This is a genomic window from Streptomyces fructofermentans (assembly GCF_014651055.1).
Lineage (GTDB): Bacteria > Actinomycetota > Actinomycetes > Streptomycetales > Streptomycetaceae > Streptomyces > Streptomyces fructofermentans.
The window spans coordinates 120,417-136,045 of the sequence record NZ_BMWD01000015.1 but is presented as its reverse complement, the minus strand read 5'-3'; the positions used below and the strand labels follow the sequence as shown (position 1 = coordinate 136,045).

Annotated in this window: 12 protein-coding genes and 1 riboswitch; of the genes, 3 read left to right on the top strand and 9 right to left on the bottom strand. The window is 73.2% G+C overall.

Going from position 1 to position 15,629, the window contains the following annotated elements; genetic code table 11:
* Positions 1-212: 212 nt before the first annotated feature.
* Positions 213-1,292 (top strand): septation protein SepH, encoded by a 1,080-nt coding sequence (sepH, locus tag IE265_RS21315; RefSeq protein WP_190037247.1) that lies wholly within the window; start codon positions 213-215, stop codon positions 1,290-1,292.
* 145 nt (positions 1,293-1,437) lie between these two features.
* On the opposite strand, the gene IE265_RS21310 is transcribed toward sepH, so the two are convergent.
* Positions 1,438-2,265, bottom strand: a complete 828-nt coding sequence (locus tag IE265_RS21310; protein ID WP_190037246.1) for a sulfurtransferase — start codon at positions 2,263-2,265, stop codon at positions 1,438-1,440.
* Positions 2,266-2,595: 330 nt separating this feature from the next.
* Here IE265_RS21310 and IE265_RS21305 point away from each other — a divergent pair, with 330 nt between their 5' ends.
* Positions 2,596-3,399, top strand: a complete 804-nt coding sequence (locus IE265_RS21305) for a VOC family protein (protein WP_190037245.1) — start codon at positions 2,596-2,598, stop codon at positions 3,397-3,399.
* Positions 3,400-3,479: 80 nt separating this feature from the next.
* Here IE265_RS21305 and IE265_RS21300 read toward each other — a convergent pair whose 3' ends face one another.
* The 4 genes from IE265_RS21300 to IE265_RS21285 form a co-directional block, all read right to left on the bottom strand.
* Positions 3,480-4,136 (bottom strand): thymidine kinase, encoded by a 657-nt coding sequence (locus tag IE265_RS21300; protein WP_190037244.1) that lies wholly within the window; start codon positions 4,134-4,136, stop codon positions 3,480-3,482.
* Positions 4,137-4,256: 120 nt separating this feature from the next.
* A complete protein-coding gene (locus IE265_RS21295; RefSeq protein WP_190037243.1) occupies positions 4,257-5,444 on the bottom strand; it encodes an alkaline phosphatase family protein in 1,188 nt (395 codons plus the stop codon).
* Positions 5,444-6,040 carry a DUF5998 family protein gene (locus tag IE265_RS21290; RefSeq protein ID WP_190037301.1) on the bottom strand — a complete coding sequence of 199 codons (597 nt, stop codon included), beginning with the start codon at positions 6,038-6,040 and terminating at the stop codon, positions 5,444-5,446. Before IE265_RS21290 ends, IE265_RS21295 begins: the two co-directional genes overlap by 1 nt.
* Before the next feature lie 32 nt (positions 6,041-6,072).
* Complete coding sequence (locus IE265_RS21285) at positions 6,073-9,111, bottom strand: bifunctional acetate--CoA ligase family protein/GNAT family N-acetyltransferase (RefSeq protein WP_190037242.1); 3,039 nt, start codon at positions 9,109-9,111, stop codon at positions 6,073-6,075.
* 215 nt (positions 9,112-9,326) lie between these two features.
* Between IE265_RS21285 and IE265_RS21280 the strand changes: the two genes are divergently transcribed.
* On the top strand, positions 9,327-9,608 hold the full coding sequence (locus tag IE265_RS21280) for an HPr family phosphocarrier protein (protein WP_190037241.1): 282 nt from the start codon (positions 9,327-9,329) through the stop codon (positions 9,606-9,608).
* A 477-nt stretch (positions 9,609-10,085) separates the two neighbouring features.
* Here the strand turns inward: IE265_RS21280 and IE265_RS21275 are convergent, their stop codons facing one another.
* From IE265_RS21275 to IE265_RS21260, 4 genes are all read right to left on the bottom strand, one after another.
* Positions 10,086-10,781 (bottom strand): GntR family transcriptional regulator, encoded by a 696-nt coding sequence (locus IE265_RS21275; protein WP_190037240.1) that lies wholly within the window; start codon positions 10,779-10,781, stop codon positions 10,086-10,088.
* A gap of 405 nt (positions 10,782-11,186) precedes the next feature.
* A complete protein-coding gene (locus IE265_RS21270) occupies positions 11,187-11,960 on the bottom strand; it encodes a M23 family metallopeptidase (RefSeq protein ID WP_190037239.1) in 774 nt (257 codons plus the stop codon).
* A gap of 13 nt (positions 11,961-11,973) precedes the next feature.
* Positions 11,974-12,133: riboswitch (cyclic di-AMP (ydaO/yuaA leader) on the bottom strand.
* A 247-nt stretch (positions 12,134-12,380) separates the two neighbouring features.
* The gene (locus IE265_RS21265) at positions 12,381-13,769 is read right to left on the bottom strand and encodes a M16 family metallopeptidase (RefSeq protein WP_190037238.1); all 1,389 of its coding nucleotides are present in this window, start codon (positions 13,767-13,769) and stop codon (positions 12,381-12,383) included.
* Positions 13,766-15,130, bottom strand: a complete 1,365-nt coding sequence (locus tag IE265_RS21260) for a M16 family metallopeptidase (protein WP_190037300.1) — start codon at positions 15,128-15,130, stop codon at positions 13,766-13,768. The genes IE265_RS21265 and IE265_RS21260 overlap by 4 nt, the downstream gene beginning before the upstream one ends.
* Between the last annotated feature and the right edge of the window lie 499 nt (positions 15,131-15,629).

The following is a 15,629-nucleotide window of genomic DNA, read 5'->3' as shown; positions in this document are numbered from 1 at the left end:
GACCGCCGGGAGGGGGCTCGTTGCACAGGGTGATGAGGTTCGTCACTTAGCGTTGCGAAATGGTAACCGTGCCATAACGGCGATCCCGGGCCCATGCCCGACACGCCGGGCAACTCGGCAAGGTTGTGGCAGGCTGCACCCGGGCAGGCCACACTCGACTAGCGGAAGCAGCGACGCACGTGACGTCGGCAGGCACCACCCGGGAGGTCCCCATGCCCGAACTGCGTGTCGTGGCCGTCTCCAATGACGGCACACGGCTGGTGCTGAAGGCTGCGGACAGCACGGAGTACACGCTTCCGATCGATGAGCGTCTGCGCGCCGCCGTCCGCGGCGACCGTCCCCGCCTCGGCCAGATCGAGATCGAGGTGGAGAGCCACCTCCGCCCCAGGGACATCCAGGCGCGCATACGTGCGGGAGCGTCCGCCGAAGAGGTCGCCCAGCTCGCCGGTATCCCCGTCGACCGTGTGCGCCGTTTCGAGGGTCCGGTTCTCGCCGAGCGCGCCTTCATGGCGGAGCGAGCCCGGAAGACTCCTGTCCGCCGCCCAGGCGAGACGACCGGTCCCCAGCTCGGCGAGGCGGTGCAGGAGAGGCTCCTGCTGCGCGGCGCCGACAAGGAGACCGTCCAGTGGGACTCCTGGCGCCGGGACGACGGCACCTGGGAAGTCCTGCTGGTCTACCTGGTGGCCGGCGAACCCCATTCGGCGAGCTGGACCTACGACCCGCCGCGGCGGCTCGTCCAGGCCGTCGACGACGAGGCGCGCTCGCTGATCGGCGAGTCCGACGACCTCGCGGCGGCCGAGCCCAGCTTCCCCTTCGTGCCGCGTATCGCCCGGCTGCCCCGCGACCGTCCGCTGGACCGCGCCCTGGACCGGCAGACCGAGCGGCCCGCCCTGCCCTCGCAGGCGTCCGAGTCGGACCTCGACGACAGAGCCGCCGAACGCGACTCGCTCACCAGCCTCCTGGAGGCGGTGCCGAGCTTCCGCGGCGACATGGTGGTGCCCGAGCGGCCCGCCGTCGGCTCCACGGCCTCCGCCGCGTCCGCGACGGAACTCCCGGGCGAGGAGCAGCCCGTACAGGAGCCCGAGGCGGAGGAGCCCCCGGCTCCCGCGGCCTCGGCGGGCTCCGCCTACGCGGACGTGCTGATGCCGCGCTCGGTGGGCAGCCACCGGGACCGGCTGGTCGGCTCCACCGACCGGCAGGCCGAGGCGGACGGGGTGCGCCCCGGACGCAGGGCGGCCGTGCCGAGCTGGGACGAGATCGTCTTCGGGACCCGCCGCAAGAAGCAGGACTAGGAACCAGGACGTGGAGAGGGCCCGCACCCCCGTGGTGCGGGCCCTCTCCGCCGTCACCGCCCCCGGACGGACGCCCCTCGCGGCACCAGGTCACGTGCCCCCAGGTCCCGTGCCCCCCGGTCGCGCCGCCCGCCGGGCGCCGCCGTCACTGCGGGTCGGGTCCCGTCGCTACGGGGCGCTTCTCGTCCAGCGACCACTCCGACCAGGAACCCGCGTACAGCGCCGCCGGGATTCCCGCGACCGCCAGCGCCAGGACCTCGTGCGCGCCGGAGACTCCGGAACCGCAGTAGACGCCGACCCCGGACGCGTCGGCCGCGCCCAGCGAAGTGAAGCGCTCCGCCAGCTCGGCGGCGGGCAGGAGCAGGCCGGATTCGGTCACGTTCCCGGTGGTCGGCGCCGAGACCGCGCCGGGAATGTGCCCGCCCACGCGGTCGATGGGCTCCACGTCCCCCCGGTAGCGCTCGGCGGCCCGCGCGTCGAGGAGCAGACCGGTACGGGCCAGTGCCGCGGCCCCGTCGGCGTCCAGGAGCGGCATCCCTCCGGGCACCGGCACGAAGGTCCCCGCGGCCGGAGCCGCCGGGCCGGACTCGACCGGACCGCTCCAGGCAGCGAGGCCGCCGTCAAGCACGCGCACCGAGGGATGACCCGTCCAGCGCAGCAGCCACCAGGCCCGTGCGGCGGCCCAGCCGAGCCCTCCGTCGTACACGACGACGTCCCGGTCCACGGACACCCCCGCCGCACGCACGGCGGCGCCGAACACCTGCGGATCGGGCAGCGGGTGCCGGCCCCCGGCACCCGCCGGAGCAGCGAGTTCCGAGTCCAGGTCCACGTAGACGGCACCCGGGATGTGCGCCTCCTCGTAGGCGGTACGCAGGTTGGGACCCCCCAGTTGCCAGCGGATGTCCAGCACCACGGGAGGGGTCGGACCAGCCAGGTCGCCGGCGAGTTCGGTGGCGGAGATGATGGCGTTCATGGCCACCATCCTCGCGCACGGGGTGGCCGCATCGTCCATGTCGGGCTACTCTGCTCGGCCGGGCCGCCCCGAACACGAGGCGTGCGGGAACGACCACGCGCCGTGCTGCCGAACCGACATCGGCGGGCAATCATCGGGAAACGGACGGGAAACAGCAATGCGGGCATCCGTGCGCCGGTGGGCCGTTCGGCCGGAGCGCGCCACGGGCCCGTTGGTGCGACCATCGGCACCGGGTGCACCAGTACGTGTCGGCAGCGCGCGCGTCGGCGGTACGCGCGTTTCGGAAGCGGAAGTCAGACGGCCCCACGAGGCGCCGAGGAGAGGGTGACGATGACCGAGGCATGGGGATCGGCCGGCCCGGACGACACTGCGTACGCGCCCGGCACACCCTGCTGGGTGAGCCTGATGGTGCACGGGATGGCCGCGACCCAGGAGTTCTACGGGGAACTGTTCGGCTGGGAGTTCCAGCCGGGACCGCACCAACTGGGCTCCTACCTGCGGGCGCAGCTCGACGGCCAGGAGGTCGCGGGCATCGGACAGCTGCCGCCCGACCTGCATCTGCCCATCGCGTGGACGCCGTACTTCGCCTCGGACGACGTGGACGAGACGGCCGCCTCGGTCCGGCAGTGCGGCGGCACCGTCGGCGTCGGTCCGCTGGACGTGGCGGAGGCGGGCCGCCTGGCCATCGCCTCGGACCCCTCGGGCGCCGTCTTCGGCGTCTGGCAGGCAGCGCGCCACCTGGGCACCGCCATCACCGGCGTCCCCGGCACGCCCAACTGGAACGAGCTGATCACCCGGGACTCCTCGGGCGTGGTCAAGTTCTACGAGACCGTCTTCGGCTTCGAACAGGAGCCCGTCATCTCGGCCGACTTCGACTACATCACCCTGCACATCAAGGGACGTCCGGTGGCCGGCATCCACGGTGTCGGCAACGCGCTCCCCCGCGACCGCGGACCCCACTGGATGACGTACTTCGAGGTCGCGGACGTGGACGCGGCGGTCGCGCACGTCGCCGACCTCGGAGGGCACACGCTCAAGCAGCCCCGGAACACCCCGCACGGCCGCATCGCCACGGTTGCGGACCCGGAGGGCGCGGTGTTCTCGATCGTGCGCACGAGCCGGCACAGCGACTGACCCGGCCGCGCAGCGACACCCCGCGGGCCGGCCGGCGAGTCCCGCGCGCGCGGGGCCGGTACTCCGAACGGGCCAGTGCCTCAGCGCCGGGACAGCGCGTCCACCGGCAGCACGTCGGGCGAGAGCGCACCGGCCCTGGCGGTCGACGAGGTCACCTGCTTGCGGTGGTGGCGCCGGCACAGCACCTCGTACCCGATGTCCTCCGCCTGGTTGACGTCGCCGACCACGACCTGGGCGCCCTCCACGACCATGTGCCCGCCCACGGTACGGGCGTTGTGCGTGGCGCGGGCGCCGCACCAGCACAGGGCCTCGACCTGGAGGACCTCGACCCGGTCCGCGAGTTCGACGAGGCGCTGGGAGCCGGGGAAGAGCTTGGAGCGGAAGTCCGTCGTGATGCCGAAGGCGAAGACGTCGACGCCCAGGTCGTCGACGACCCGTGCGAGCTGGTCGATCTGCTCGGGGGCGAGGAACTGGGCCTCGTCCGCGATCACGTAGTCCGCCCGGCCGCCCTGCGAGAGGTGGTCGACGAGGTACGCGTACATGTCCTGGTCGTCCTCGACCTCCACCGCGTCGGTGACCAGGCCCAGGCGGGAGGACAGCTTGCCCTCGCCCGCGCGGTCGTCACGCGTGAAGATGATCCCCTGGAGGCCGCGCGCCGAACGGTTGTGCTCGATCTGCAGAGCCAGCGTCGACTTCCCGCAGTCCATGGTTCCGGAGAAGAACACCAGCTCGGGCATGGTGGAGTGAGCACCTTTCGGTGTGAGTGACGCGGGGGGACGACAGGGGCAAGGAAGGAAACGAAGGCAAGCGATGCAAGGGGGACGACAGGGACGAGAGGGACAAGGCTGACAAGGGGCTCAGGACCGCACTTCGAGGAGCGGGACGTGCTGCTCGGCCGGCGTCATCGAACCGTGGTTGCCGACCATCAGCGACTCCTTCGGCTCGCGCTCCGAGGCGGTGATCAGGACATCGTCGCGGGCGGCCGCGACCACGTCTCCGATCCGGCCGTACACCCGGTCGTCGACCTGCGGGCCGAACCAGCCCGCGGCGATCGCCTCGTCCCGGGAGGCCACCCAGAACTGCTCGCCGAGCACCTCGCGCCAGCAGGTCAGCACGTCCGACTGGGCTCCCGGCACCGCGTAGACGTGCCGCGCGCGCCCCTCGCCGCCGAGCAGGGCGACACCCGCGCGCAGCTCCCAGTCCTCGTCGAAGTCGATGCGGTGCTGCTCGTCGAACGGGATGTCGATCATGCCGTGGTCGGCGGTGACGTAGAGGGCCGCGCGCGGCGGGAGCTGCTCCGCGAGCCGCTGGACCAGCCGGTCCACGTACATGAGCTGGCCGCGCCAGGCGTCCGAGTCGACGCCGAAGCGGTGGCCCTTGCCGTCGACCTCGGCGTAGTACGTGTAGACCAGGGAGCGGTCCCCCGCGGCCAGTTGCCCGGCGGCGAGGTCCATGCGCTCCTCGCCGGAGAGCCGGCCGTGGAACGTCCCGCCGCTGAGGGCGATCTTGGTGAGCGGGGTGTTCTGGAAGGTCGGCGAGGAGACCTGGGCGGTGTGCACTCCGGCCGCGTCGGCGAGCTGGAACACCGTGGGGTACGGCTGCCACACCTGGGGCGCCGTCCACGGGTTCCAGCGGAGCTGGTTCATCAGCTCGCCGGTCTCCGGGTTGCGTGCCGTGTAGCCGGGCAGGCCGTGGGCGCCCGGCGGCAGTCCGGTGCCGACCGAGGCCAGTGAGGTGGCGGTGGTCGCGGGGTACCCGGCCGTGATGGGCCGGCCGGTGCCGCCGCGGGAACCGGACAAAAGAGAGCTCATGAAGGGCGCCTCGTCCGGGTGCGCCTTGAGCTGCTCCCAGCCGAGGCCGTCGATCAGGAAGACGCAGTTCCGGTCGGCCGGGCCCAGCTCGGCCAGCGGGGCGGCCATGCCCGGCACGCCCATGCCCGCGGCCAGGGTGGGCAGCAGGTCCGCCAGGGAGCCCGACCCGTATTCGGGCACGGGGGCCGACTCGACGGCGAGCGGTTCCGGGTGGTCCCAGAATGGCTGTGCCATCAGCGCGTGACGTCCGCGGTCGCCTCGGAGAGGGACTGGGCGAAGGCGAGTGTCTGCCGCACGGCGTCCGGCCCGTCGCCCGCCTCACTGACCCGCAGGCTCAGGTCGTCGGCCGTCGAATTGCCCGTGTAGCCGTGGTCCGCCTCGCAGTTGGGGTCGCCGCACGCGGCGGGCTCCAGGTCGATGCGGGCGACCGCGCCCCAGCCGATCGTGAGGACGACCTCGCGGGGCAGCGTCCCCGGAACGTACTTCTCCGGGTTCGCGACGACCCGGCTGAGGACGACCGAGGAGATGCGGCCGAGCTTCACGGATTCGGTGGAGGTGGTCGCGTACGGCGTCGGGGACGTGCTGTCCGCCGCCTGCTCGTCGGTGTGACTCACGATGAAGCGGTTGCCCGTGAGGACGAGCACCGTCACATGGCGGCGCACCTCGTTCGCGTCGAACGTCGTCTCCTGGTGGACCAGATACGACCGGATGGGCTCGCCGCCCACAGCGGCCTCCACAGCCTCGGCCACGAGGGCCGGGTAGTAGCCGCTGCGCTCGATCGCCGCTCGCAGCCCCTGGGTCGTCGTACTGGTCTTGGCCATGACGTCCATCCTACGGGGGCGCACTGACTGCGAGGCACCGCTCAGTACACAGGAAGGGTGCGCGGGCCGAGGTCGTCGCGCGCGGGCGGCGGCGCGAGCCGCACGGCCGCGCCGAGGACGCTCAGGCCGTGCGGGGCGACCACGACGGGCTCCAGGGACACCGAGGCGACCTCCGGGTGGTCGTCGACGAGCCGGGACACACGCAGCAGCAGCTCTTCCAGGGCCGCGGTGTCGGCCGGTGCCGAGCCCCGCCAGCCGAACAGCAGGGGCGCGGTCCTGATCGACCGGACCAGCGAGGCCGCGTCCCGGTCGGTGACGGGGACCAGCCGGTGCGCGGTGTCCCCGAGCAGCTCGGACGCGGCTCCCGCGAGCCCGAACGAGAGCACCGCTCCGGCCGCCGGGTCGATGACCGCGCGCACGACGGTGTCGACGCCGCGCGGGGCCATCGCCTGCACGACCGGGCGGAGCTCCTCCGGCTTCCCGAAGAGGTTCGTCAACTCGGCGTACGCCCGGCGCAGTTGCTCCTCGTCCGCGAGATCGAGCCGTACGCCGCCAAGGTCCGCGCGGTGCCGCAGGTGCGGGGCGGTGGTCTTGAGCGCCACCGGGTAGCCGAGGTTCGCGGCTGCGGCGGCGGCCTCGTCGGGGGTGGGGGCGGGGCGGGCTCGGCGGACGTCGATGCCGTAGCGCGCGAGCAGGGCGCAGGCGTCGTCCTGGCCGAGGGTGGTGCCGCCGCCCTCCCCCACGGCCGGACCCGCCGTGTCGGCCGGGCCGTCGTCGGGGCCGAGGAGCCGGTGGATCTGCTCGACTGCACCCCTCTCGTCGATGTCCTCGTACTCGGGCACGCGTGCCGGGTTGGCGGCCTCGCGCCGCCACTGGCCGTACCTGACGGCCTCGGCGAGCGCGCGGACCGCCCGCTCGGCGGCTGGGTAGGCCGGGATGAGGCGGGTGTCGGCCACCGGTTCGGCCTCGGCGGCGGCCGGTCCGTCGGCGGCGGCGGTGAGGCTGCCGGCTGCGGCCCGTCCCTCGGCCGCGCGGTCGGCGGGGCGCTCTAGGGCGCGGCCGGACCGGTCGTCGTCGGGCGCGGGGGCTCCGGTGGTGCCGGTGCCGTCGCGCGTGGTGCCGGTCGTGGCGGTGCCGGTGCCGCCTGAGGCGGTGCCGGGCGGGGTTGCGCCGGTGCCGGTGCCGGGCATGGCCGCGGGGCGGCCCGCGGGGGGTGCGGTGCTGGTGGCCGCGGAGAGTGCGGCGGCCAGTCCGCCCAGTTCCACGTGGACGACGAGGACCGGCTTGGCGGGGGCCGACGCGGAGGCAGACCGGAGCGCCTCGGCGAGCGCCGCGTCTCCCGCCGAGGTCTCGCCGACCGCCGGGATCGCGGTGACCACGACGGCGTCGCAGCCGTCGTCGGCCAGCGCCTTCGACAGCGCGGCCCTGAAGTCCTCGGCCGAGGCGGCGGTCGTCAGGTCGCGCGGCGGCAGCGGGCGCAGCCCCTGGGCGAGGCACGCGTCGTAGGTCAGCAGCCCGAGCGACTCGGAGTTGCCGAGGATGGCGACCCGCGGTCCGGCGGGCAGCGGCTGGCGTGCCAGCAGCAGACCCGCGTCGACCAGCTCGGTGATCGTGTCGACCCGGATCACCCCGGCCTGCCGCAGCAGCTCGGAGACCGTGGCGTGCGGCAGCCGCGTGGCCCGTACGGCGTGCCCCTGCGGGGCGGCCCCGCCGTGGCGCGCGCCCTGCACGACGACCAGTGGCTTCGCCGCCGCCGTGCGGCGCGCGAGGCGGGTGAACTTGCGGGGGTTCCCGATCGATTCGAGGTACATCAGCGCGACGTCGGTGTCCGGGTCGTCGTACCAGTACTGCAGGACGTCGTTTCCGGACACGTCCGCGCGGTTGCCCGAGGAGATGAACGTCGACACGCCCGTCACACCCGTGACCCCGCCGCCGCGGCGGTGCAGCCGGGAGAGCAGCGCGATCCCGATGGCACCGGACTGGGCGAAGAGGCCGATCCGCCCGGGGCGCGGCATCTCCGGCGCGAGGGAGGCGTTGAGCCGCACGGCCGGGGAGGTGTTGATGACGCCGAACGCGTTCGGTCCGATGATGCGCATCCCGTACGTGCGCGCCCGGCGCACCAGGGCGCGCTGGCGCTCCCTGCCCTCGGGGCCGCTCTCGGCGTACCCGGCGGAGACCACCACGAGGCCCTGCACCCCGTGCTCGCCGCACTCGTCGACGACGTCGGGGACCCGGTCCGCGGGGACGGCGACGACGGCCAGGTCGACGGGCTCGGCGATGTCGCGCACGGAGCGGTGGGCCGTCACGCCGGCCAGCTCCTCCTCCTGGAGGGCGCCGTTCACCGCGTACAGGCGGCCGGTGAACCCGGCGTCCCGCAGGTTGTCCAGGATGCTGCGGCCCACCCCGCCGGGGTTGCGGCCTGCACCGATGACGGCGACCGAGCCGGGGGCGAGGAGCCGGGCCACCGACCGCGCCTCGGCGCGCTGCTCGCGGGCGCGCTGCACCGCCACCGACCGGTCGGTGGGTTCGAGGTCGAACTCCAGGCGTACGACTCCGTCCTCGAAGCTGCGCTTCTGCTGGTACCCGGCGTCCGTGAACACCTTGATCATCTTGTTGTTGGCGGGCAGCACCTCGGCGGCGAAGCGCCGGATGCCGCGCTCGCGGGCGACGGCGGCGATGTGTTCGAGGAGGGCCGAGGCGACACCGCGGCCCTGGTGGGCGTCCTGCACGAGGAAGGCGACCTCGGCCTCGTCGGCCGGGGCGGAGGCGGGCCGGCCGTCGGCGTCGATGCGGTCGAAGCGCACGGTGGCGATGAACTCGCCGCCGACGGTGACCGCGAGGCCCACCCGGTCCACGAAGTCGTGGTGCGTGAAGCGGTGGACGTCCTTCGCGGACAGGCGCGGGTAGGGCGCGAAGAAGCGGTAGTACTTCGACTCGTCGGAGACCTGCTCGTAGAAGCTGACCAGGCGCTCGGCGTCGTCGGCCTCGATGGGCCGCACGCGTGCGGTGCCACCGTCGCGCAGCACGACGTCGGCCTCCCAGTGAGCGGGGTACTCGTGCCGGTCGGGCTCGGTCTCCATGGCCCCCAGAGTACGGCTCTGATGCGACAACGGCGGGCCCGTGCACGCCGACCGCCGCCGCGCGCGGGACGCCGGAGGGCTCGCGTACGGCAGCGGCCCGAGGCAGTCTTGGGGGCCGGGGCGGTCCCGGGCACGGCCCCCGCACCCCTGGGGCACGCCCCGCGGTGTGAAACACTGGTCTAGACAACCTTGAGCCACCTGAAGGGCAGCATCACATGGCTGAGCGCCGCGTCAACGTCGGCTGGGCCGAGGGCCTCCATGCCCGCCCCGCCTCCATCTTCGTCCGGGCCACCACGGCCTCCGGCGTCCCCGTGACGATCGCCAAGGCCGACGGCGACCCCGTCAACGCCGCCTCGATGCTCGCGGTCCTCGGCCTGGGCGCCCAGGGCGGCGAGGAGATCGTGCTGGCCTCCGAGGCCGAGGGTGCCGACGCCGCGCTCGACCGCCTGGCCAAGCTGGTCGCCGAGGGTCTCGACGAGCTCCCCGAGACCGTCTGATTCACGGCCGTACGACGGCGGAGGGGCGGCACCCGGTCCGGGTGCCGCCCCTCCGCCGTCGTACGCCCCGCGTCGCCGGCCCGTTCACGCCCCCTGTCCGTGAACGGGCTCCGCGCGGTCCGCGTACGGGCTCCCGGCGGTCCGCGCACGACTCCGCGCGCGGGCTCGGCAGCGGGACGGACCCCGGACGGTCCACCGCGGCCGGCGGCGGGCCGTCGCGCGGCCCGGACCGCCGCCGCGTTGCTCACCGCGCCGCGCTGCCCACCGCGGCGCATTCCTCACCGCGGGTGGCGGAGATCCCCGCGGGAGCCGGGGTGAACCGGGTTTCCCGAAGGCTCCGAGCCATTTCCCCGTGGTCGCCGCCACCGCTCTTCACAGCGTACGGAAATGACGCGCCCGGAAATTCCGGGCACGCGGAGAAATAGGCAGCAGAAATGCGCTCCTGCCGAATATCTCTCTTTGTATACGGCTCCACTGTTAATTCCGCAGGCCCGCCGTGTTTACAGGATGTTGCGAGGTCCTCACACGCTCCGCGCGATCGCCGGTGCCGGGAAAGCGCAGTCGGTGCGCCGTCGCCGACCGCTCGGCGTGCAGCGCCGTGGCACTGCGCGCCCGGTCGCTGTCGCCGCGCGCCACGGCGTCCACGATGGCGCCGTGCTCGACCCAGGACTCGGCCGGGTCGAGCGGCGCCTCGACCGAGTACATCCAGGCGATCTTGTGCCGCAACTGCGTGAGCATCGAGGTCAGCGAGGCGCTGCCGGAGGCCTGGGCGAGCGTCTCGTGGAACCAGCCGCCCAGCGAGCGCAGATCCTCGCTGTTGCCCCGCCTCGCCCGCTCCTGCCCCAGCCTGACCAGGCCCCGCAGGACCTTCAGATGAGCCTCCGTGCGGCGCTGCGCGGCGCGCGCGGCCCCGAGGGGCTCCAGCAGCATCCGCATCTCCAGCAGATCCCCGGCCTCCTGCTCGCTGGGTTCCGCCACGCACGCGCCGGCGTGCCTGCGGGTGACGACGAAGCCCTCCGCCTCCAGGGTGCGCAGCGCCTCGCGCACGGGGACGCGCGAGACGCCGTAGCGACGCGCGAGCAGTTCCTCGGTGAGCCGACCGCCGCGCTCGTAGACACCCGAGACGATGTCGTCACGGATCGCCGTGCATACCGAGTGCGCGGGAATACGCATGACCGGACCTCCGCCTTAACCCCCGCGAAACGCGGTCGATTGACGCCTGTTCGGTGACTCTATTGCAGTGGGCGGGAAATTCCGATGCCGGGCTGGAATCCATGGCTATTTTTTGGACACACCCCACCTCTGAACAGGCAGTCCTCCGGTACGGATGCACGCGCGGGAGTGCGGCGCCGGACGGAATGGGACTTATGCCGACGGAGGAGGATCGGAGCCGGAAGAGCGGGCGGCAGAGGAGGGTGCTGGGGAGGAAGGGTGGGGGCTGGAGAGGAAGGGAGGTGGCGGCGGACGGGGGGCGGACACCGGTCCGAACGCGGACGCGCGAAGGCCCCGGCTCGGTGAGCCGGGGCCTTGGACGTCCGACGCGGCCTCGGGGGGCCGCCGGGGGGGACGCCGTACGCGTCAGAGGCTCACACCGTGCGAACGGAGGTAGCCGATGGGGTCGATGTCCGAGCCGTACTCCGCGCTAGTCCGCGCCTCGAAGTGCAGGTGCGCTCCGGTGACGTTGCCCGTGGCACCGGAGAGGCCGATCTGCGCGCCCGGGGCGACCGTCTGGCCGACGGAGACGCCGATCGACGACAGGTGCCCGTACTGGGTGTACGTGCCGTCGTTCATCCTGACGACGATCTGGTTGCCGTAGGCGCCGCCCCAGCCGGCCTCCACGACGGTGCCCGCGCCGACGGAGTGCACCGCCGTGCCGCTCGCGGCGTGGAAGTCGATGCCGGTGTGGCTCCCGGAGGACCAGACCGCCCCGCCCGCCTGGTAACCGATGGAGACATAGGAGCCGCTGATCGGGGAGGTGAACGCGTTCAGGCGCTTGCGCTCGGCCTCCCGGGCGGCGCGGACCTTGGCCTCGCGCTCCTTCTCGGCCTTGGCCGCGGCCTCCTTGGCGCGCTGCTTCGCGGCGGCCTCGGCCCTCTCGCGTGCGGCGGTCTCGTCCGCGGCGTGCTGCTGGGCCGCGGCCTGTGCGTCGATCTGCTCGGCGACCGAGTCGCCGATGGTGATGGCCTGGGTGAGACCGGTCGTCTCGACCGCGCTCTCGGCGGCGAACGCCGGAGCGGCCAGGGTGCCCACGACGCCGCTGGTGGCGAGTGCGGCGACGCCCATCGTCCTGCTGGTGGTGCGGTTCATGCGGCTGGGACGACGGTGCTTCCCGGTGGCGCGGGTGAACGCCATGAAGTGGCTGGTCCTTTCCTTCCTTCTCGCCTACCGGGTTAGCTGACGGGTTCGGAGCAGGAAGGTCTCCTACGGACCCCCTTCGGGAAGGGCGTCCGATTCACCCCAGGGACTGCGTACGGGTCCCCGGCTCCCCTGGCTCGCGCCGTACGGGGACTCGGCGATGACTGTCCGGTGCCGCGGGCGCGGCGCACTGCCTGACGAACAGCCGGATCGACGCTAGACGGACCCTCTTTCAATCGACAAACGGAACAGGGCTTTTGTAGCGCACGCCACAGGGCAGAAAGGCAACCTCCGTGGCAATACGGACAAACGGGGGCCCGGGTGACTCTTCAGTCACCCGGGCCCCCGGGGAAACGTCCGCGCTCCCCCGCGTCCACGCGGGGTCCAGCCGGTGTCCCGACCGCGCCCGCGCCGCGTCTACTCGGCGGTCACGACGGTGACTTCACCGATTCCGAGGGCCCGTACCGGCTCCTCGATCTGCGCGGCGTCACCGACGAGCACGGTCACCAGACGGTCCACGGGGAAGGCGCTCACCGCGGCGGCCGTGGCCTCCACGGTGCCGGTGGCGGCGAGCTGCTGGTACAGCGTCGCCTGGTAGTCGTCCGGCAGGTACTGCTCGACCTGGTCGGCGAGCGTGCCCGCGACGGCGGCCGCGGTCTCGAACTTCAGGGGCGCCACACCGACGAGGTTCTGCACGGCGACATCGCGCTCCGCGTCCGTCAGCCCCTCGGCCGCGAGGGTGCGCAGCACCTTCCAGAGGTCGTCCAGCGCCGGCCCCGTGTTCGGGGTGTCCACGGACCCGCTGATGGCGAGCATCGCGGCACCCGTGCCGTCCGGAGCCGAGCGCAGCACCTGGCCGAACGCCCGCACACCGTAGGTGTATCCCTTCTCCTCGCGCAGAACGCGGTCCAGGCGGGAGGTGAGGGTGCCGCCGAGGCAGTACGTGCCGAGCACCTGGGCGGGCCACACGCGGTCGTGCCGGTCCGCGCCGACACGGCCGATGAGCAACTGCGTCTGGACCGCTCCCGGACGGTCGACGATGACCACGCGGCCCGTGTCGTCGGCGGTCACCGGCGGCACCGGACGGGCCTGCGCCTGCGAACCGGTCCAGGCGCCGAGCGTCTCGCCGAGCAGGGCGTCGAGGTCGACGTCGGAGAGGTCGCCGACGACCACGGCCGTCGCGGTGGCGGGCCGTACGTGGCTGTCGTAGAAGGCGCGTACCGCGGCCGAGTCGATCGCCGAGACCGTCTTCTCGGTGCCCTGGCGCGGGCGCGACATGCGCGCGGACGCCGGGAAGAGCTGCCTGGACAGCTCCTTGGCGGCACGGCGGGCCGGGTTCGCGGTCTCGTGCGGGATCTCGTCGAGCCGGTTGCGCACCAGCCGTTCGACCTCGCTGTCCTCGAACGCGGGCGCCCTCAGGGCGTCGGCGAGCAGTCCCAGGGCCTTCGGCAGCCGGGAGACCGGGACTTCGAGGCTGAGCCGCACGCCGGGGTGGTCGGCATACGCGTCGAGGGTGGCGCCGCAGCGCTCCAGCTCGGCGGCGAAGTCCTCGGCGGAGTGCTTGTCGGTGCCCTCGGAGAACGCGCGCGCCATGATCGTGGCGATGCCGTCGAGACCCTGCGGCTCGGCGTCCAGCGGCGCCGCCAGGAGGACCTCGACGGCCACGACCTGCTGGCCGGGCCGGTGGCAGCGCAGGACCGTCAGGCCGTTGTCGAGCGTGCCGCGCCCGGGCTCCGGGAACGCCCAGGGCCTGGCCTCGCCGGCCTGGGGCTGCGGGTGGAACTCCATCGTGGCGAGCTCGGTCACTTGGCCGCCTCCTCATCGGTTGCGTCGGTGGCGTCGGTGGCTGCTTCCGTGTCGGCCTCGTCGGGGGCGATCGGCTCGTACACCAGCACCGCGCGGTTGTCGGGGCGCAGGCGGGCCTTGGCGACCTCCTGGACCTCCTCGGCCGTGATGTCCAGGACGCGCTGGACGGCCGTCAGCGCGAGCTGCGGGTCGCCGAACAGGACCGCGTACCGGCACAGTTCGTCGGCACGGCCGGCGACGGTGCCCAGCCGGTCCAGCCACTCGCGCTCCAACTGGGCCTGGGCGCGCTCCATCTCCTCGGCCGTGGGGCCCTCCTCGGCGAACCGGGCTAGCTCCTCGTCGACGGCCGTCTCGATCACCGGCACCTCGACGTCACCGGACGTCTTCACGTCGAGCCACCCCAGGGAGGGCGCTCCCGCGAGGCGCAGCAGCCCGAACCCGGCCGCGACGGCCGTACGGTCCCGGCGTACGAGCCGGTTGTAGAGCCGGGACGACTCGCCGCCGCCGAGCACGGTCAGGGCGAGGTCGGCCGCGTCGCACGCGCGCGTGCCGTCCTCGGGCAGCCGGTAGGCGGCCATCAGCGCACGCGCCGGGACCTCCTCCTCGACGACCTCGCGCAGTTGCCCGCCCATGGTCTCCGGCAGCGCGCCGTCACGCGGGGCGGGCTTGCCGTCGTGGCCCGCGATGGAGCCGAAGTACTTCTCCACCCAGGCGAGGGTCTGCTCGGGGTCGATGTCCCCGACGACGGACAGGACCGCGTTGTTGGGCGCGTAGTAGGTCCTGAAGAAGGCGCGCGCGTCCTCCAGGGTGGCCGCGTCCAGGTCCGCCATCGAACCGATCGGCGTGTGGTGGTACGGGTGGCCCTCCGGGTACGCGAGGGCTGTCAGCTTCTCGAACGCGGTGCCGTACGGGACGTTGTCGTACCGCTGGCGCCGCTCGTTCTTGACGACGTCCCGCTGGTTCTCCATCGACTCGTCGTCGAGCGCGGCGAGCAGCGAGCCCATGCGGTCGGCCTCCAGCCAGAGCGCGAGCTCCAGCTGGTGCGTGGGCATGGTCTCGAAGTAGTTGGTGCGCTCGAAGCTGGTGGTGCCGTTGAGCGAGCCGCCTGCGCCCTGGACCAGTTCGAAGTGGCCGTTGCCCTTCACCTGGCCCGAACCCTGGAACATCAGGTGCTCGAAGAGGTGGGCGAGCCCGGTGCGGCCCTTGACCTCGTGGCGCGATCCGACGTCGTACCAGAGGCACACCGCCGCGACCGGGGTCAGGTGGTCCTCGGAGAGCACCACACGCAGCCCGTTGGCCAGGCGGTGCTCGGTCGCTGTCAGGCCGCCGGAACCGGCCTCGGCTGTGGCCGTGTGACCCATGGGCATGTACGTCCCTTCGATCGCGGAGAACTGCTGGATTGCTACTGGTCGTGCCACTGTATGCAAGCGCGCGGACAGTCGGCGAAGTTCCCGCGTCGGGTACGCCGAGAGCGAGAACGCGCACCGGGCCCGTGGTCCGCACACCCGTACGGCCGGGCGGTCCGCCGTGCCCGGGGCGGGTGGTGCGGGGCGCCTGCGCGAGTGACCCTCCGGTGCCTCCGGTGCCTCCGGTGCCTCCGGTGAGTGTGGTGAGTGTGGTGCCCCCGGTGAGTGTGGCGCACCGTGACCGGGCGGGTGGCGCGGCGTCCTCCGCGGCCCGGTCCCGTGGGCTCGCGTGCCACGGGGGTGCGGAGTCGGGGACTCCCGCCACCGACCCGGAAGGACGTCTCCAGAACCGCTTCGGGATGTGGGGCAGCACGTCCCCAGGACCGCTTCCGGAGGTGTGACGAGGCGACTCCCGGACCGCTTCCGGAGGTGCGACAAGGCCACTTCCGGGCCG